An 18,580-nucleotide genomic window follows, 5' to 3' on the forward strand; every position below is an offset into this window, starting at 1 on the left:
TAAACTTGTGGCTTTTTAAGTATATATTATTGGTTTTATTTTACATATTGTATCTCGTATTCGTCATTGTTACCGTCGTCATCTACATCTAAAGAGGTTATTTTAATTTTTAAAGAGCTACTAGTTAAGTCTAATATCTCAAATACATAAGTGTCATTTTGAATTAAACTTCCAGTTTGAGTGAAGTTTAGAGTTAACTCAGAATTACTAATGCTCCAAGTTCCTTTAGATGGTTCTGCATCAACACACTCTCCGTCTATTGGATCTAGTTCTACAGAAAAAAAGGATTCATCTGCTTTAAATTCAGTAGTTTCAATTGCTTGGCATTCATCAGTAAACGGGAGAATATCTCCATTTAAAAATTGTTTGTCAATTTCCCAAAGACCAATAATTTTTGTTGCATTATCTACTTCTGGATCTGATTTGGTTGTGTCATCATCGTTATTACAACTAATTGTAACTAAGCTAAAAACTAGTAAGGCAAATAAATAAGATGTTTTTTTCATAAGTAAGTTTAAATGTTGGTTTCAAACTTACAAATTAAAAAATAAAAACCTACAAATTAATGATTTCTTATTCCTTTGAAGAATCATATATTATCAACATAAGCAACAATCTCCTTTACAGTTTGTTTAGCAGTTTTTCCAACGCCATAAATAGTAGCAGAGGCAAAACCCGTCCAATTGCCATAGCCAACCAACCACAAGCCATTTATATCTGTAGCTTTAGTACCTGTTGTGTTTATTTTACTGTTTTGGGTAATTTGCAATGCAGACAAATGTTCTAAATTAGCTCTAAAGCCAGTACACCAAATAATTACATCTACAGGTTCTTTAGTGTTGCCTTCCCAGATAACACCATTTTCATAAAAGGATGTAAAAGGCCTATAATCTTTAAAAACCTCTCTTTTTAAGGCTTCTTGTACGCTTTTAATTTGTACAATATCACTTAATGACACTTTCTCTGTATAGCTTTTTGTGTCGTTATTAACATAGCTTTCTGTGGCCTGTTTAAACAAATAACGACCATCTATCTCCTTAGGTAAAAAATTAGGTTCTTTTAAGGTAACCCATTTTGTTTTAGCAACTTTAGATACTTCTGCTAAAATTTGAGCACCAGAGTTACCGCCGCCAACAACAATAACATTTTTATCTTTTAAATTACTAGCATTTTTATAATTTACAGAATGTATTAGTTCTCCTTTAAAAATGTCTGCTTTTGGATATGTTGGAATAAAAGGATTTTTAGCAGTACCCGTAGCACTTACTAATGTTTTACTATAAAAAACACCTTTGTTTGTAGTTATTTTATATAAATTATGTTCTTTAACAACCTGTTGCACATTTGTACTATAGTTTACAGGAAAATTGTATCTTTTTTTATAAGCAGTAATATACTTAATAAACTCATTTTTAGTAGGGTATTCTTCATCTGTATTAGGCATTTGCCAGCCAGATAAAGAACTGTATGCAGCAGGCGAAAATAGCTTTAAACTGTCCCAAGTTTTTAGCCAAGCACCACCAGCGGTATCTTGTTCGTCTAAAATAAGATACTCTAATTTTGTTCTTCTAAAAAAATAACCAACAGACAAACCTGCTTGTCCGCCACCAATAATAATACAGTCGTATATTTTATGTTCAGAGTTACTTTTCATTGCTACTAAATTTAGTAATTACAGACTAAAGTTACTCTTATTTTTTAAGCGGAAAAAGAACATAAATCATACTTAAGCAAAAAAGAAATTTAGATTATAAGCTTAGTATAATAAAGCATTTAGTTGCAAGTTACGCCCGGGTCAATAAAAATAGTGGTGTTATTATTACTTTTTAAGTCACATACACTTTGTGGTATAGTGCTAAGTTCATTTTTTTCTAAAAATAAATCTTCTAAATATCCAAGGTTTCCTATTTCAGCAGGTATACTAGTTAATTTATTTTCTTCTAAATTTAAATAAGTTAGTTGGGTTAGTTTCTCTATTTTTGTTGGAATACTAACTAGTTGATTACCTTTAAAAGACAATGTTTTAAGGTTAGTAAAAACTGTTATTTCATCAGGAACAGCATTTATGTTGTTATTATTAATAGCTAATGTAGTTAACTTAGAAAGTGTATTAATTCCTTTTGGAAAACTAGTTAAATTATTATTATCTAAACTTAGGGTAACTAGGTTTGTTAGTGTCCCAATTTCTTCAGGAAAGCTAGCTAAATCCATATTAATAATAGCCAAACTAGTTAAATTACTAAGTGTACCTATTTCAGTAGGAAAACTAATTAATTTACAGTGTAACGTTAGGTGTATTAAGTCTGTAAAGTTTTTTAAATCTATAGGAAAACTAGCTAAATTAATTAGATTAAGGTATAGCTTATTAAGCTTAGTTAAGTTATTAATTGTAGAAGGGATATTTACAATGTTATCACCACCTAAAGACAGTGTTGTTAAGTTGCTTAGAGTACCAATTTCTGTTGGTATTTCTTTTAATTCATTATCACTAATATTTAAACTCTCTAAGTTTTTTAAATTACCTATTTGTTTAGGAATAGCTTTTAGCTTGTTGTTTGCAATATTAAGGTCTTTAAGCTCTGTTAAGTTGTCTATTTTTTCTGGAAGATCTGTAATATTATTGCTAATAATATAAAGAGTAGTAAGGCTTGTTAAATTAATTATTTCTTCAGGTAAGTTAGATAATTGCCCCTTTACTAGCGCAAGTTTATTTAAGTTTTTAAGTCCCCCAAATGATGCTGGCAATGTTGCAATATTTTTGTTAATAATTGTAACCTCAGTTACATTACCATCAGTATGTTTAACGCCATACCAAGAATCCATTGTAGAGTCGCTTAAATCCCAGTATAAAGTATTGTCAGGATTTGCATTGTAAAACTCTAATAAAATTTCACGATCTGTAAGTTTTTTATCTTCAACAACTACTTCTACTTTATATTTCTGTTCTGTTTTATCTTCAGCGGTAACAGTATAGTAAACAGTATTGCTAAAATCTTGTTCTACTTTAGTTTTAGGGTTTATAGTAGAATTTGGAGCTATAGTTATTGTAGGTTTAAGCTTCGTAATATTAGTGTCAAAAGGAAAAGAAACCGAAATTATTTTTTTGTCTTGGTCTATTTTAGCTGCAATATTAGCCGTTAAATTAGAATTGTCTTCTGTTGTAAAAGTAAATTCTATAATCTCTTTTTTACTACTTAGCACTTTACTGTCATCATCTGTATTACAAGAGATAAACAAGGCTAAGATGCTTATTTTTAGTAGGCTTACATATGTTTTAATTTGACTATTCATAACGTGGTTTGTCTAATAAAATTTGGTTTCTTACTCTAATTGGTAGTGCAAAACTACAAAACACTAAATTAATTTGTAGTATAATGTATGTTAAGGAAAAGTCTAATTTGTATTTAATACTAAAAAATACAGTCCAAATAATAGAGTGGAGGTAGTTTGGTTTAGAAAAAGACATAAAAGAATAACTAGGTTAAAAAACAGTATTTTTAAGTATTACCTAAAATCTCATAGCTCAAAAATTAGTTATATTTGAGTTATAAAAAAAGATAGAACCAAGAGAGCTAGGTATTTCTAAAAATTTTGAAATAACTATTGAATTATTGATTCTTACAAACTCTATTTAACCATCAATTTGTTAATGATGAAATTATTTTCTGCCTTTTTATTTCTTGCTCTTCTGTTACCCAACAACATTATTTCTCAAAATACTATTAATTTAGATAGTACTAGTTCTTATTCTTTTTTAGATTCTATAACATTTAATAAAAGGATAGTGTTATTGGGAGAACAAACCCATGGAGACGGTGCAACTTTTGACGAAAAGGTTAAAATAGTGAAATATTTACACGAGAATCTTGGGTATAATATTTTAGTTTTAGAAAGCGGATTTTATGATAATTACAAAGCTTTTAAAAACTATGTTAATAGTAAAAATGGTGAGGCGTCTATTTTAGATAATGAAGTAGAAAATATTTGGTCTAAAACTGAGGCTATCCAGAATTTGTATAATTATATAGATGATAGGGCAAAACAAAAAGATACTATAAGACTGTTAGGGTTTGACAGTATGGAAGGCTCTATTTTTAATGATAACTTTATTCCAGATTTAAAAAATATATTTAAAAAACACAAAATATTACTTGATGAGCAACTTTTTAATAGTTTAGAAAAAGGCTTGGTTTTAAAAGATAATGAAAACGAAGTGGTAAATAAAAATGATTCTATAGAACTATATGATAAAATTAAATTAGTAGCCAATCATTTAAATGCTATTGAAAACCCTAGTTCTTATGAGAAAATGATACAACAGACTTTCATAAGTCAAGTGTCAGATGTTTCGTTTGAAATTAGAAAACGACAAAAACAAAAGATTTTTGTACAGAATCCTAGGGATGCGCAAATGGCCAATAACTTAATTTTTTTGTCGGAAATGTATCCTAATGAAAAAATGATATGTTGGGGAGCATCATACCATTTTGGAAAAAATATCAGCAAAGTTAAATTTACCAACTTAAGTGAACAGTATTTAGAAGCCCAAGACTCATTAAATGTTATAAATAGTGAATCTACAGATTATAAAAAGGGACAAGGATATAAACTTTTAGAAGGAGCTATACCTATGGGGCAAATTTTAAAAGCACATTTTAAAAATAATATGTACACTATAGCTTTCTCGTCTTATGATGGTAAATGGGGAGAAGTAGGCAATAAACCTTATCCTTTTTTAACTCCTCCAGAAAATAGTATAGAAAAAGAACTGGTAGATTTAAAATATAAAAATGCATTTTTAGAATTTAAAAATTTTGAAGGTAAAGAATACTATTGCTCTGCTTTAGGTAATTTGCCATTAAAGGCAAATTGGTCTGAAATTTTTGATGGACTTGTTTTTATAAAAACCTCTTATTCTGCTAATGCTAGAAAATATGAAGAACCTGTAAATTCAAAAAAAGTATCGTTTGTAAAAGGTAAGGTTTTAGATTTTGCAAATGATAAAGGCTTGCCAAATGCAGAGGTATCTTTACTAAATACAAATAAAATTGTTTTGTCTAATAAGGAAGGAATGTTTAAAATACATATTCCAAAGGAAGAGCTAAAAGGCAAAATAGTAGTCTCTGTTATGGGTTATGAAAACGACACAATAGAAATTTCTACTTTCTCTAAATTAAAAGAAAGACATATAAAACTTATAGAGAAAAATTACAATACTATTAGCTTGGATGAAGTTACAATTTTAGGCGAAGCTAAACAATTTACTGCAGAAGAGATTATTGATAAAGCACGTAAAAATCTCAAAATAAATTATTTTGAGAACCCGTTTAATCAACAGTTTTACTTCAGACGTTTACGTACTAAGAATAGTGAAGCAATTAAGGGAGAAGAGGCAATAATAGAAACCTATAACTCAAAAGGAATGAAAGTTTCCAATAATCCAGAAACTAAAATGTTTGGGTTTTCAAAACATCAACAACCAATTGGTGTTGAGCAAATAACAGATTCTTATTGGGGTAAAGTTAATAAAATGCCTTTTATTTTTGATAGAGGTGTAATTTTAAGTAAAGCAAACGTTTTATATAGAACTTCTTCATTTGAATTACTAAAAAAGAATATTGTTAACTATGCAGGAACAAGAGCTTACAAAATAGGCTTTAACAATAAAAGACCTAGTTCGTTTTCAGCCAGTAGTTATGGGAGGGTAAAGTCATCGTCAGGTAATATATACATAGATACAGAATCATTTGCTATATTAAAATACGAGAATTGTGTAACTCAAAAGCCTTACGATTTAGAAACAAATTTAGACAAAACCGTAGAGCGTTCTTTTAATATTATTTTTACGTACAAGAAGACGGGTAATTTTTATTATATTTTTCATAGTCATATTACCGATAAAATAACAACTACATCAAAGTCAGATTTCAATATAGCGCAGAATATTTATATTGAGTCAACTGATTTATTATCTACAAAAATAAACAATTTAAATGTCTCTAGAATAAAACAACCACTTTACTATATGTCTAAGCCTAAGAATGGCAAGACTAATAAATTATTTTGGAATAATAATAGCTTTATGCTTAGTGAAGAAAAATTAGAACTGCCTCAATGTAATTAAAAATAGATGTGCAATTAAAATAATAGATAAGAAGCACCAACTTAAATTAAGCGCATAAAAAAAGCTCATAGAACTTGTTTTAGAGTTTATGAGCTTACTATAATAAAGTCTTTAAATAACGAAGAATTTGTTTTAATTTGATTTTTTGTTGGCTACAGTTTTTTATATTCCATTATAATTTTTCATTCAAATCTTGTCTTTCAATTATTGTCACTATTTCAACAATATTTTCATTGACCTTATAATAAATACTATCAACGCCACACGTGCAACGTCTGTATCCTTTTTTTATATAGTCAATAGATTCAAAGGAAAAAGGACGTTTAGTGATGATGTCAAAATATTCAAAAAAAGACTCAAAATATTTGTCATCTTGGGTTATCCCGAATTTTTTAACTCCGTAATGGTGAATCCGAATTAAGTCATTTTTTGCTTCATTTGTCAGTTTGTATTTAGCCATTAAGCATAGACTTTGATTGAGCTAAAATACTTTCTTTACTATCACTTGTAAATCCACTATTTTCAGCTTTTTCAATTTTAGCTCTAACCCAGTCAATTTGAACTTGTTGTTTTCGTGCTTGTCTAATTAAATCGTTAACTAATTCGCTTTTGCTAGAATATTCTTTATTGTCTACTTGGGCTTTTAACCATTCATCGTTTGGCTTTGTAAATGATATACTTTGTCTCGACATAATTTATTTATTTGATGTAAAAAAACACCAAAAACGAATCACATCCAAATTTTAGCTAGCAGTCTCGACTATGAGTAGTTGCTTGGTTTAGCACTTAACTTTGTAAGTATGCGAGAATAAGCACTTACTTGAATTAAGCGCATAAAAAAAAGCTCATAGAACTTGTTTTTAGTTTAGTTGGTTTAAATCTGAAGTTTATAAAATATGTCAAAAGAAGAATATCCAATTAAAGAGAAAAGACTTATTAAGAAAAATAATATATTTAATTTTCCAGAAATTCTATAAATCCATTTAGGGGATATATTTTCAAAGTCAGAAATTGTTTCAGTCATTCCATCCACCAGTTTTATTGCACGTTGAATCTGAAATTTCTTTAGACGGTCTAAAATGTTTATTTCAGCATATAGATGAATTAGGGAAAAAAGGATACCCATTCCAAGTGATGATAATGAAATCAAAAAAATAACAGACTTAATAATATGTTCTTTTTGGTCTGTCTTAAAAGCTATTAGTATTCCAAAAAGTCCAACAGATAATGTTAACAAGGTTTTAACCCAGGAATAATGCTTCTCAAGTCTTTCTTTTTGAATATCTTTAATATGGTTTATTTGCATTATTGCTTCATCTTGTGTCATAAGTATGAGTGTTAAATGTTTGTAAACGGTCTCGGCTATGATTTGTTTTTGAGGAACGAAAAAAAATAGATTATATACTTTATTATCAAACTCTTTTTAATCTCTGTTCTTTTGGCAGGAGAAAACGATTTACTTAGGATTAATGATAAATGTAAAACTTTCTTTACTTGAGTTGGTTTTGTTCTGACCATTATCTTATTAGCAACGAAAGGAAATATCCTAAAAATATTCCAATGGTTATTATAAATCCTAAATACCATTTGTAGGCTTTTATTAAGTTTATGACTAATAATTGTTCCTTTAGACTTCTTATAGTTTTTTCATATTTCAAATTATCTATTTGTAACTTTTTTAGTTCCGTTTCTAAATTTTTATTCTCATTATTTTTATATAAGTAATTTTTTAAACCATTAGCGTTTATAACATCATATCCTTTTTCGCTTAACTCAAATTGGGTTTTTACTCTAACTTGAATAAATCCCATTGATTTACAATAGTTAATAGACTTTCTTCTCAAATCAGATAGATCTTTAAGTATAACACATAAATTATCATTAGACATCCATTCTAGCAAATCATCAATATCTTTATATTCCTTATCAGTCATTCCCTTTTTTATTTTCTCCCCAACAGTGGTTTTAAATGTTTGGTAACTAGTTAGTAAATACAATAAATTGAGTTTATTCATCCATATTGGCGCAATAAACGCATATATTGCAGTTTGGCTTTTTATTTCAACACAATGTAAAACTATTTTTTTGTGTTCAATTACGGATATGTGTAATTGGGTATAATTTATTTATAAATGGTATAAAATTAGTTGTAGGTAACTTTTCTATTTTAAGAGTAAATAGAAAGTATGTGTAAAACAGCATAATAGAGTAGAAGCGCTTGCTTAAATTAAGCGCATAAAAAAAGCTTCACATTTCTGTGAAGCTTTTAAACTTTGTAGCGGGAACTGGACTCGAACCAGTGACCTTCGGGTTATGAGCCCGACGAGCTACCTACTGCTCTATCCCGCGATTTGCGTTTCCAAAATAAACATCTTAGCTTTTAACTTTCAGATCATAACTGCTGACCGTTATATTTCGGACTGCAAATATACAACCTTTTTTCTATCCGGCAAGCCAAAATCAAAATAATTCTAAAAAATATTTATTTATCAATTTTTAGTCTGTTTTTTTGACGCTTAAAACAGCTAGTATTCTATAAAATCTTACTATTTTGTAACGTTTTATAAAACCTTTACTAAACCAATTTTTTATGGATAATTACGGCTGGCTATCAATATTACCTCCAATAATTGCAATTGTACTAGCATTACGTACTAAACAAGTATACATAGCTTTGCTTTTTGGTATATGGTTTTCGTGGATTATCATAAACGATTGGAACTTTTTAACAGGTACCTTAAGTGCTATAGAGGGTATGGTAAATGTATTTAAGTCAGAGGGCAATACAAGAACCATTATGTTTAGTGCCTTGGTGGGTGCTTTACTTTTATTTATACAATACTCTAAAGGTGTAGAAGGTTTTATCAATCAGCTTAACAAAGTAATTGCCTATTTTGAAAAAAAACAGAAAGGATACAGCAGAGTAATTGTACAATTGCTGGCATTATTAACTGGTATTTTATTGTTTGTAGAAACCAGTATAAGCTCTTTAACAGTTGGTACGTTGTACAGACCAGTTTTTGATAAGTTAAAAATACCAAGAGAAAAACTAGCGTACATAGCAGATTCTAGTTCTGCGCCATCATCTATACTAATTCCTTTTAATGCGTGGGGAGCTTTTATTATGGGCTTGTTGGTTACACAAGGATTAGAAAACCCGTTTGGCTTAATGCTGTCATCCATAGCATATAATTTTTATCCCATTTTGGCTATTGCAATAGTAATAATTGTAATTGTGTCTAAAAAAGATATTGGTCCAATGGCCAAAGCAGAAAAAAGAACCCGAGAAACGGGTAAACTTTTAAACGACAACTCTAAACCTATGTTGTCTAGTGAGGTTACTTCGTTAGCACCAAAAGAAGGTATTAAAGCAAAGGCATATAATATGATTATTCCTTTGGCAACAATGGTGTTTATGATGCCTATAAACTTGGTGTACACAGGTTGGGGTAATGTTACAGATGCAGTATCAACATCAGACCATATATTTAAAGCAATTGGCCAAGGATCTGGATCTTCTTCTGTATTATATGCAGTATTAACCGCTATTTTGGTGGCAATGGTATTGTACAGGTCTCAAAAAATAATGAAAACCAAAGAAATGATAGATTTGGTTTTAAAAGGTATTAGTGAGCTTATGCCACTAGCATTACTTATGTTATTAGCGTTTGCCATTGGCGATGCTTGTAACGAGTTGGGTACAGGTAAATTTGTAGCAGAATGGTCTAAAGACTGGTTGTCGCCAGAGTTTTTACCAGCCATAATTTTTGTAATTAGTTCTTTTATAGCATTTTCTACAGGTACATCTTGGGGAACATTTGCAATTATGATGGCTATAGCAATACCAATGGCAGAGGTACACCAGGCACCTATAACGCTTGTAATTGCAGCAACTTTAGGTGGTGGTATTTTTGGAGATCATTGCTCGCCTATATCAGACACCTCAATAATATCGTCAATGTCTTCTGCAAGTGACCATATAGATCACGTAAATACACAGTTGCCTTATGCCTTAATTGGTGGTATTGCAACCATTATATTATACTTAATTTTAGGGTTTGCATTGTAGTAAAGCCGTACAATAGTGTACCTTTGCATTTTAAATGATAAAATAGTAAAATGACTCATAAAGCCGGATTTGTAAATATTATAGGAAACCCAAATGTGGGTAAATCTACTTTAATGAACGCCTTTGTGGGCGAAAAACTGTCTATTATTACCTCTAAAGCACAAACTACAAGACATCGTATTTTGGGTATTGTTAATGGTGATGATTTTCAGGTAATACTTTCTGATACTCCAGGAATTATAAAACCAGCTTATGAATTACAAAGTTCTATGATGGATTTTGTAAAGACTGCTTTTGAAGATGCTGATATTCTTATTTATATGGTAGAAATAGGAGAAAAAGCATTAAAAGATGAAGCGTTTTTTAATAAGTTGAAAAATAGTAAAATACCGGTACTATTATTATTAAATAAAATTGATGCCTCTGAGCAAGAAAAACTAGAGGAGCAAGTACAATATTGGCAAGAGCAATTGCCAACTGCAGAAATACACCCAATTTCTGCCTTAATGAACTTTAATGTAAAAGAGGTTTTTCTTAGAATTATAGAGTTGTTGCCACTGTCTCCTGCGTACTACCCTAAAGACCAGTTAACAGATAAGCCAGAACGTTTTTTTGTAAACGAAACTATTAGAGAAAAAATACTTCAATTTTATAAAAAAGAAGTTCCTTACGCTGTAGAAATAGATACAGAAGAATTTTTTGAAGACGAAGATATTATTAGAATGCGTGCCGTAATTATGGTAGAAAGAGATTCGCAAAAAGGTATTATTATTGGTCATAAAGGTTCTGCTTTAAAAAGAGTAGGTGTAGAGGCACGTAAAGACTTAGAAAAGTTTTTTGACAAGCAAGTACACTTAGAGCTTTATGTTAAGGTAAATAAAAATTGGCGTAGCAATGCAAACCAATTAAAACGTTTTGGTTACAATAAAGGCTAAAAGCTAACCTTTCTTTGTTTTTAAGTTTACAATAAAGTTATATTACATCATCATTTTTGGGAGAACTATATAATCAACCTGAAAATGAAAAAATATGTATTAAGCGCTGCATTATTTGTAGCGCTGTTTGTTTCTTGTGATAAAGACGATAACAGTGGCGGTGAAACTCCTATAGACACATCTGCCTTAACATTTAATAGAGTTGGTGGTTTTACCAACGGAACCGGAGATGAAGGTTTTGCAGAAATTAGTGCTTATGACAAGGTTTCTAAAAAACTATTTGTGGTTAACCCTAATAATAACGAAGTTTCGGTTTGGGATTTATCTTCACCAGAATCACCATCTAAACTAACTCCTATAGCGTTAACAGGTACACCAAATAGTGTGGCAACCTATAATGGATTGCTTGCGGTTGCAGTAGAAAATGCAAACAAACAAGCAAATGGTAAAATTGTAACCTATAATACAGATACACAAGTTTTAGAGCAATCTTATGCTGCTGGTGCTTTGCCAGATATGGTAACTTTTAGTCCAGATGGTAAATACATTATTTCTGCTAATGAAGGCGAGCCAAATGATGATTACACTATAGATCCAGAGGGTTCTATAACAGTAGTAGACTTAACTAAAAAAGAAGTTGTACAGTTAAGCTTTGCAGGTTTTAATGGTCAGGATATAGACAATAATTTTAGAGTATTTGGTCCTGGTGCAACTGTTGCGCAAGATATAGAGCCAGAGTATGTAGCGGTTTCTAAAGATAGCAGGTTTGCTTATGTTTCTTTACAAGAGAACAACGGTATGGCTGTAGTTAACTTAAACTCTAAAAGTATTACTCAGGTTTTTGGTTTAGGTGTTAAAGACCATATGCTAACAGATAATATGTTAGATGCTAGTAATAAAGATGATATTGTTGGTAATTTTAAAAACTGGCCAGTAAAAGGTTTTTATATGCCAGATGCTATAACGTATGCATCTATAAACGGAACAGGTTATATTATTTCTGCTAACGAGGGAGACTCTAGAGATTATGATGGCTATTCTGAAGAAGAACGTGTTAAAGATGTAACATTAGACCCTACAGTTTTTCCTAACGCTGCAGACCTTCAATTAAATGAAAATTTAGGTCGACTTAAAATTACTACGGCAAATGGTGACACAGACAATGATGGTGATTTTGATGAGCTGTATTCATACGGTGCAAGATCTTTTACAATTTGGAATACAGATGGATCTTTAGTTTATGATAGCGGAGATGCTATTGGCAAAAAAACATTAGAAGTTAATCCTGCTTATTTTAATGCAGATGAGGGTGAAGCAGATGGCAGAAGTGATGATAAAGGTGCAGAACCAGAGTCTGTAGCTACTTTAAAAATAGGAGATGCAACATTATTGTTTGTAGGCTTAGAACGCACAGGTGGCGTAATGGTTTACGATATTACAAACCCTGCAGCTCCAGAATATGTACATTGGATTTTTAATGGTAGTGATGTGGCTCCTGAGGGTTTACTAACTGTATCTGCAGAAGATAGTCCGTCTGGAGAAAATTTAGTTATAATAACTAACGAGGTTTCTAACACCGTATCTATTTACGAAATAAAATAAGTTGTAATTTATATTCTAAAAAAATTCTTAATAGCTACTTATAGTAGTTGTTAGGGATTTTTTTTATGCAGTACACTCAGCAATAGTTTGCTGCATAAAAGCATAAAGTTCATTCATTTGTGGCTTTCCCTTTTGTTTTCCTATACGACCAAAAATATATAAAGACACCCAAATAATACTCATAAAAATTATACTAGTTAGTTGTAAAAAGTAAGATTTGTTTAAAGACCAATTTGTGTATCCCCAAATGGAAAAAATTAGAAAAGCAATTGCTATAGCAAAATGAATAAACATAAAAAAGGTCCATAATGAAGGGTTGGGACCAAAAACACCATAAATTTTGCAACTTTCTTTATTAATACTATCTAGTTCTAAATGAAGTTGTGGAGACCAAAAGTGAATGTTTTTAGGTTTAATTTTTAAAAAGAGGTGCTCATCTAATCGTTTGCAAGTAATATCGTTACTGTTTGTGTTTTCAAACTGATGAAGAATTATACTGCTTGGATGGTCTAATTTTAGCTGAAATCTAGGCCTTAAAACAATGTCGTTAGGTAATGTTTTCATTATGTAAATAGATAGTAAACAAAAAGATACTGTTTTTCTTCAGATATTAATAGTACTTTTGCAAAAAAATAAAAGAATGAGTGCTATTGTTGCCATCGTAGGAAGACCAAATGTAGGGAAGTCCACTTTTTTTAATAGATTAATTCAACGTAGAGAAGCAATTGTAGATGCTGTTAGTGGTGTTACAAGAGATCGTCACTACGGTAAAAGTGATTGGAATGGAGTTGAGTTTTCTCTAATAGACACTGGTGGGTACGTATTAGGAAGTGAAGATGTTTTTGAAGCAGAGATTGATAAGCAAGTAGAATTAGCTATAGATGAAGCAGATGCTATTATCTTTATGGTAGACGTAGAGTCTGGCGTAACAGGTATGGATGAAGATGTAGCTAAATTGTTGCGTAGAGTAGATAAGCCAACTTTTTTAGTGGTAAATAAGGTAGATAACTCTAAAAGAGCAGAAGACGCTGTTGAGTTTTATTCACTTGGTTTAGGAGAGTATTATACTATTGCCAGTATTAATGGTAGTGGAACAGGAGATTTGTTAGATGCTGTTGTAAAAGTACTTCCAGAAAAAGAACAAGAAAATGATGATTTACCTAGGTTTGCTGTAGTAGGTAGGCCAAATGCTGGTAAGTCTTCATTTATAAACGCCTTAATTGGTGAAGAAAGATACATTGTAACAGATGTTGCTGGTACTACCAGAGACAGTATAGATACAAAGTACAACAGATTTGGTTTTGAGTTTAACTTGGTAGATACTGCTGGTATCCGTAGAAAAGCTAAAGTAAAAGAAGACTTAGAATTTTATTCTGTAATGCGTTCTGTTAGAGCTATAGAGCACGCAGATGTTTGTATTTTAATGTTAGATGCTACTCGTGGTTTTGATGGTCAGGTAGAGAATATTTTTTGGTTAGCACAGCGTAACAATAAAGGTGTTGTTATTTTGGTAAACAAATGGGATTTGGTAGAAGATAAAGAAACCAATTCTATAAAAGAATATACTACACGTATTAAGCAAGCTATAGAGCCTTTTACAGATGTGCCAATTATATTTGTATCTGTACTTACCAAACAACGTATTTTTAAAGCTATAGAAACAGCTGTAGAGGTTTATAATAATAGAGCTAGAAAAATACAGACACGTAAGTTTAATGACGTTATGTTACCTATTATAGAAAACTATCCGCCACCAGCGTATAAAGGTAAGTTTGTTAAAATTAAGTTTTGTACACAACTACCAACGCCTTATCCGCAGTTTGCATTTTTCTGTAATTTACCACAGTATGTACGTGATCCTTATAAGCGTTTCTTAGAAAATAAATTAAGAGAAAATTTTAATTTTGAAGGAGTGCCTATTTCTGTATTTATGCGTAAAAAATAAATATAAGTACAAGTATATTTAAGTTTAGTTGTTAGCGGTTTATCCCTTAAAGGTAGATTCTCTAACAACTAAATTTGTTTTTACCTCTATGGTTTTGGTTTGCATAGTTTCTTTTGGGTTTAATATTTCGTGCAATAAATAATTAACAGCAGTTGCGCCAATTTTACTTCCTGGTTGGTTTATGGTTGTTAAACTTGGAGATATTATAGTAGATTTAACAGAGTTACTAAAACCAACAACCGCAATTTCATTAGGAATATTAATGTTTAAGGTTTTTAGGGTTTGTATAGCTCCAATTGCTGCATTGTCTGTAATGGCAAAAATAGCATCTGGTCTATTTTTCATACTAGCAATTTGTCTTGTTATTCTTTTTCCGCTTTCTAATGATACTCCTTCTGCGCTAAAAATTAAATCGTCATTAATTGGTAAGTTGTTACTAGTTAATGCACGTTTATAGCCAGCTAATCTTGTTCTTGAGTTATAAGAGTTTTCTGTTTCTTTTAAAATAGCAATTCTCTTTTTGCCTAAACCAATTAAATGCTCTACTGCATTAAAAGATGCTTCTTCATCATCTATTACAATTTGTGAGCAAGGTATTTTATCAGAAACTTTATCAAACAAAACAAGTGGTATACGTTCTAATATACTTAATATAGAGTCTACAGATTTTGTTTTTCTGGCTAAAGACATAAGTACGCCGTCTACTCCAAACTGTATCATAGTTTGCAGCATTTCAAACTGTTTCTCTTCGTTGTTTTTAGATTCAGATATAATTACTCTGTATCCTAAAGTTTCTGCTTGGGTTAAAATGCCTTTTAAAATAGTAGCAGTAAAGCTGTGACAAATGTTAGGAACAACAACACCTAATGTATTTGTCTTTTTTGCTCTAAATCCTTTGGCAAAAAGATTGGGAATGTAGTTGAGCTCTTTTGCTAAATCTTTAACTTTTTTAATTGTAGCAGGACTAATATCAGGATGATTGTTTAAAGCTCTGGAAACTGTTGATACAGATACATTTAGTCTTTTTGATAGCTCTTTTAGCGTGATATTTACTTTTTTAGCCATTTACTTTGGGGTTTGTAAGTTAATATACTCAAAAAAAAGTGTTTATGCAATCGATTGCACAAACGTTTGCGTTATTTTATTGCAATAAAACTATTGATTTGTTGAGAATCACCTTATAAATTTACTTCACAATTGTACATTTTATAAATAACTGACAACAAACTTAAACTTATTAAAACTCAACAAAATGAAAAATTTAATTATTGCATTCGCATTAATTTTTAGCATTACAGGAGTGTTTGGACAAACAGATATCTCTGGTACGGTTAAAGATTCAGATGGAGTTCCGGTAGATGGAGCTAATATTATTATAAAAGGAACAAGTGAAGGGACAACATCAGATTTTGATGGTAATTACACATTTAATACTAGTTTAAGTGGCTCGCAAATAATAAGAGTTACTTATATAGGGTATACTACAATAGAAAAAACTGTTAACTTATCTGGTTCTTCAGTTACATTAAATTTTGTTTTAAATGCAGACGGACAACAGTTAGATGAGGTTTTACTAACAGCAACATCAACCAGAAGGTCCCAAAAAGAAACACCTTTATCTGTAACCTCTTTGGGGGCAAAACAATTAGCAAAAGTAAATACAAGTAGCCAGGCAGACGTATTGCGTAGTGTGCCAGGTATTACCGCAGAAGGTGGTGGTGGTGAGGTAGCGTCTAACATTTTTGTAAGAGGTTTGCCTTCTGGTGGTCAATACCAGTTTAATCCATTACAAATAGATGGTATGCCAGTATTAAGCACATTTGGTTTAAACTCATCTGCTCATGATGTATATTTTAGGAACGATATAGGCATAAAAAGTTTAGAATTTGTGCGTGGTGGTTCTTCAATTTTATACGGAGTTGGTTCTGTTGCGGGTATTATAAATTATACTAGTATTACAGGAACAGTTCAACAAAAAACAACATTAAGAACCGAGTTTGGTAGCAACTCTAGATACAAAGCAGATTTTGTTACTAGTGGTCCTTTAGGCGGAGAAGATTCTAAAACCTTTTACGCACTATCTGGATTTTATAGATATGATGAAGGGCCAATTATTACAGGTTTGCCAACAGAAGGTTTTCAGTTAAGAGGTAATATTAAGCACGTAACAGAAAAAGGTTCTATTACAATATCTGGTCAGTATATAGATGATCAGGTGCAATTTTTCTTGCCTTACCCATTAGAGGGTGGTTCTAGAGAAAGACCAAATGGAAATAACGGAGATGAAATTTTTACACTGCAAACTGCAGATGCACAAGACATATCTTACAGAACTCCAGATGGTATATACACGTCTCCAATACAAGACGGAGTATCTACAAAGGGGTCTTACATTATGGCAGATTTTAAACATAGGTTTGATGATAGTTTTAAGTTAGATGCAAAATTACGTTACTCTAAATACGCACATCAGTTTAACTTATTTTTAGATGGTAGCGGTGTAGGCGGAGCAAAAGTTGTAGAAACACAACAAGAGTATTTAGATGCAAGAGGCTTAGCAAGCGGAGATTTTACATACTTAAACGGGCAACCTTTAGATGCAGATGCATTACTTTTTGAAAACAGAATTTTAGACAGAGATAGACCGCTACGTGAGTTAATGGCAGACATTAAATTAACAAAGTCTATAGATATACACAATATTACTTTTGGTACATTCTTTTCTAGATCAGAAGCAGGAGATTTTAATGTTATTACTAGGTATTTAGGAGAATACAACAACAGGCCAAGTTTGGTTAATGTATCAGATTACAGTGTAAACGGTGTTACAAACAGAGGTTTAGCATATACAAATCGTAATATTTCTAGTAATAAAATAGCTGCATTTATAGCAGATGAAATTAAACTAGATCGTTGGAACTTAGATTTTGGTATTAGATATGAGAGAGCTTCTGGTGATATTGAAAACGAAGGTACAGCATCTTACCTTGTAGATAATACAGGTATTGCTGGTTTAGATAATGTAACTTGGGGAGATGGTAGCTATACTAGAGGTCATGTATACGCAGATGATTTTGCTGTTGCTTTAGCAGCTTTGTATAAAGTAAATGATAACTTAAGTGTATATGGTAACTTTTCTAGAGGATACTTTTTTCCAGAGTTAAGAGGTACAAAGTTTGATGCTTTAGGAAATCCTTCATCATACGACACAGAGAAAATTCTTCAAGGAGAATTAGGTGTTAAATATGGCGTTCCTGGTTTTTCTGCAACTGCAGCGTTATATAATGTTAGTTTAAAAGACAGGCGCTCTGTAAGTTTTGTTAATGCTCCAGGAGGTGGTTTTTTAGAAGAAGTAGATAAGCAAGACTCTAATACATATGGTTTTGAAGGTACTTGGAACTGGAGTTTTGCAGATAACTTTGCTTTTACAGGTTCTTTTACATACCAAGATCATGAGATTACAAAGTCAGAGAACGACCCAACTATAGAGGGTAACGAGTTAAGAAGACAACCAAATGTTATTAGTGCTTTGGGCCTTAGTTATGATGATGCTAAGCTAGATGCTAGTTTTGATTTTAACTACACAGGTAAAAAGTTTACTAATGAAACAAATACAATAGAATTAGACGCAATAGGTATTTCTAATCTTAATTTAGGATATACTTTTAGTTTAAGTGAAGAAGGAGAAACATTAAGAGTAGGTACGCAAGTATTTAATTTGTTTAATTCAGATGGCGTAACAGAAGGCTCACCAAGGTTAGGTAATAACCAAACAGATGAAGAGTTTTTTGTAGGTCGTCCAGTGTTGCCAACAAGAGTATTTTTAAACGCAACATTCAATTTCTAAGTTAGTAGTTTTTTGTTTATAATTATTAAAAACACATTGGCGGCAGTCAGTGCCGCCA

At 31.1% G+C, this 18,580-nt stretch carries 15 protein-coding genes and 1 tRNA gene; 6 read left to right on the forward strand and 10 right to left on the reverse strand.

Annotated features, from left to right (window positions below):
* Positions 1–35: 35 nt before the first annotated feature.
* The 3 genes from AX016_RS07135 to AX016_RS07145 form a co-directional block, all read right to left on the reverse strand.
* Positions 36–506: a lipocalin family protein gene (locus AX016_RS07135; protein WP_100894959.1), complete on the reverse strand. Its 471-nt coding sequence runs from the start codon at positions 504–506 to the stop codon at positions 36–38.
* Positions 507–589: 83 nt separating this feature from the next.
* Positions 590–1,654, reverse strand: a complete 1,065-nt coding sequence (locus tag AX016_RS07140) for an ArsO family NAD(P)H-dependent flavin-containing monooxygenase (protein ID WP_100894960.1) — start codon at positions 1,652–1,654, stop codon at positions 590–592.
* 119 nt (positions 1,655–1,773) lie between these two features.
* Entirely contained in the window at positions 1,774–3,291 is a 1,518-nt protein-coding gene (locus AX016_RS07145; protein ID WP_100894961.1) for a leucine-rich repeat domain-containing protein, read from the reverse strand.
* 358 nt (positions 3,292–3,649) lie between these two features.
* Here AX016_RS07145 and AX016_RS07155 point away from each other — a divergent pair, with 358 nt between their 5' ends.
* Entirely contained in the window at positions 3,650–6,124 is a 2,475-nt protein-coding gene (locus AX016_RS07155) for an erythromycin esterase family protein (protein WP_100894963.1), read from the forward strand.
* Positions 6,125–6,296: 172 nt separating this feature from the next.
* On the opposite strand, the gene AX016_RS07160 is transcribed toward AX016_RS07155, so the two are convergent.
* The 5 genes from AX016_RS07160 to AX016_RS07180 all read right to left on the reverse strand — a co-directional run bounded on the left by AX016_RS07160 (position 6,297) and on the right by AX016_RS07180 (position 8,473).
* Positions 6,297–6,584 (reverse strand): type II toxin-antitoxin system RelE/ParE family toxin, encoded by a 288-nt coding sequence (locus AX016_RS07160; RefSeq protein ID WP_100894964.1) that lies wholly within the window; start codon positions 6,582–6,584, stop codon positions 6,297–6,299.
* On the reverse strand, positions 6,577–6,816 hold the full coding sequence (locus AX016_RS07165) for a ribbon-helix-helix domain-containing protein (protein WP_100894965.1): 240 nt from the start codon (positions 6,814–6,816) through the stop codon (positions 6,577–6,579). The genes AX016_RS07160 and AX016_RS07165 overlap by 8 nt, the downstream gene beginning before the upstream one ends.
* 182 nt (positions 6,817–6,998) lie before the next feature.
* A complete protein-coding gene (locus AX016_RS07170; RefSeq protein WP_100894966.1) occupies positions 6,999–7,451 on the reverse strand; it encodes a hypothetical protein in 453 nt (150 codons plus the stop codon).
* 190 nt (positions 7,452–7,641) lie between these two features.
* A complete protein-coding gene (locus AX016_RS07175; RefSeq protein ID WP_157811108.1) occupies positions 7,642–8,058 on the reverse strand; it encodes a hypothetical protein in 417 nt (138 codons plus the stop codon).
* 342 nt (positions 8,059–8,400) lie between these two features.
* Positions 8,401–8,473 (reverse strand) — tRNA-Met (locus AX016_RS07180).
* Between the two features lie 241 nt (positions 8,474–8,714).
* Here AX016_RS07180 and AX016_RS07185 point away from each other — a divergent pair.
* The 3 genes from AX016_RS07185 to AX016_RS07195 all read left to right on the forward strand — a co-directional run bounded on the left by AX016_RS07185 (position 8,715) and on the right by AX016_RS07195 (position 12,730).
* Positions 8,715–10,193 carry a Na+/H+ antiporter NhaC family protein gene (locus AX016_RS07185; RefSeq protein WP_100894968.1) on the forward strand — a complete coding sequence of 493 codons (1,479 nt, stop codon included), beginning with the start codon at positions 8,715–8,717 and terminating at the stop codon, positions 10,191–10,193.
* Positions 10,194–10,243: 50 nt separating this feature from the next.
* A complete protein-coding gene (gene era, locus AX016_RS07190) occupies positions 10,244–11,128 on the forward strand; it encodes a GTPase Era (RefSeq protein ID WP_013620291.1) in 885 nt (294 codons plus the stop codon).
* 84 nt (positions 11,129–11,212) lie between these two features.
* Complete coding sequence (locus tag AX016_RS07195; protein WP_100894969.1) at positions 11,213–12,730, forward strand: choice-of-anchor I family protein; 1,518 nt, start codon at positions 11,213–11,215, stop codon at positions 12,728–12,730.
* Positions 12,731–12,793: 63 nt separating this feature from the next.
* Here AX016_RS07195 and AX016_RS07200 read toward each other — a convergent pair whose 3' ends face one another.
* Positions 12,794–13,294 carry a GTP-binding protein gene (locus tag AX016_RS07200; protein ID WP_100894970.1) on the reverse strand — a complete coding sequence of 167 codons (501 nt, stop codon included), beginning with the start codon at positions 13,292–13,294 and terminating at the stop codon, positions 12,794–12,796.
* A 76-nt stretch (positions 13,295–13,370) separates the two neighbouring features.
* Here AX016_RS07200 and der point away from each other — a divergent pair, with 76 nt between their 5' ends.
* Positions 13,371–14,675, forward strand: coding sequence for a ribosome biogenesis GTPase Der (der, locus tag AX016_RS07205; protein ID WP_100894971.1), 1,305 nt, complete (start codon positions 13,371–13,373; stop codon positions 14,673–14,675).
* A gap of 39 nt (positions 14,676–14,714) precedes the next feature.
* Here the strand turns inward: der and AX016_RS07210 are convergent, their stop codons facing one another.
* The gene (locus tag AX016_RS07210; protein ID WP_100894972.1) at positions 14,715–15,740 is read right to left on the reverse strand and encodes a LacI family DNA-binding transcriptional regulator; all 1,026 of its coding nucleotides are present in this window, start codon (positions 15,738–15,740) and stop codon (positions 14,715–14,717) included.
* 187 nt (positions 15,741–15,927) lie between these two features.
* On the opposite strand from AX016_RS07210, the gene AX016_RS07215 reads away from it, so the two are divergent.
* Complete coding sequence (locus AX016_RS07215) at positions 15,928–18,522, forward strand: TonB-dependent receptor (protein WP_100894973.1); 2,595 nt, start codon at positions 15,928–15,930, stop codon at positions 18,520–18,522.
* The last annotated feature ends 58 nt before the right edge of the window (positions 18,523–18,580 follow it).

This window comes from Cellulophaga sp. RHA19, from assembly GCF_002813425.1.
GTDB lineage: Bacteria > Bacteroidota > Bacteroidia > Flavobacteriales > Flavobacteriaceae > Cellulophaga.

Bases quoted from the DNA above. Each gene is read 5' to 3' on its own strand.
- AX016_RS07135 (WP_100894959.1), bottom strand. From the start codon at position 506: ATGAAAAAAACATCTTATTTATTTGCCTTACTAGTTTTTAGCTTAGTT.
- AX016_RS07140 (WP_100894960.1), bottom strand. From the start codon at position 1,654: ATGAAAAGTAACTCTGAACATAAAATATACGACTGTATTATTATTGGT.
- AX016_RS07145 (WP_100894961.1), bottom strand. From the start codon at position 3,291: ATGAATAGTCAAATTAAAACATATGTAAGCCTACTAAAAATAAGCATC.
- AX016_RS07155 (WP_100894963.1), top strand. From the start codon at position 3,650: ATGATGAAATTATTTTCTGCCTTTTTATTTCTTGCTCTTCTGTTACCC.
- AX016_RS07160 (WP_100894964.1), bottom strand. From the start codon at position 6,584: ATGGCTAAATACAAACTGACAAATGAAGCAAAAAATGACTTAATTCGG.
- AX016_RS07165 (WP_100894965.1), bottom strand. From the start codon at position 6,816: ATGTCGAGACAAAGTATATCATTTACAAAGCCAAACGATGAATGGTTA.
- AX016_RS07170 (WP_100894966.1), bottom strand. From the start codon at position 7,451: ATGACACAAGATGAAGCAATAATGCAAATAAACCATATTAAAGATATT.
- AX016_RS07175 (WP_157811108.1), bottom strand. From the start codon at position 8,058: ATGACTGATAAGGAATATAAAGATATTGATGATTTGCTAGAATGGATG.
- AX016_RS07185 (WP_100894968.1), top strand. From the start codon at position 8,715: ATGGATAATTACGGCTGGCTATCAATATTACCTCCAATAATTGCAATT.
- era (WP_013620291.1), top strand. From the start codon at position 10,244: ATGACTCATAAAGCCGGATTTGTAAATATTATAGGAAACCCAAATGTG.
- AX016_RS07195 (WP_100894969.1), top strand. From the start codon at position 11,213: ATGAAAAAATATGTATTAAGCGCTGCATTATTTGTAGCGCTGTTTGTT.
- AX016_RS07200 (WP_100894970.1), bottom strand. From the start codon at position 13,294: ATGAAAACATTACCTAACGACATTGTTTTAAGGCCTAGATTTCAGCTA.
- der (WP_100894971.1), top strand. From the start codon at position 13,371: ATGAGTGCTATTGTTGCCATCGTAGGAAGACCAAATGTAGGGAAGTCC.
- AX016_RS07210 (WP_100894972.1), bottom strand. From the start codon at position 15,740: ATGGCTAAAAAAGTAAATATCACGCTAAAAGAGCTATCAAAAAGACTA.
- AX016_RS07215 (WP_100894973.1), top strand. From the start codon at position 15,928: ATGAAAAATTTAATTATTGCATTCGCATTAATTTTTAGCATTACAGGA.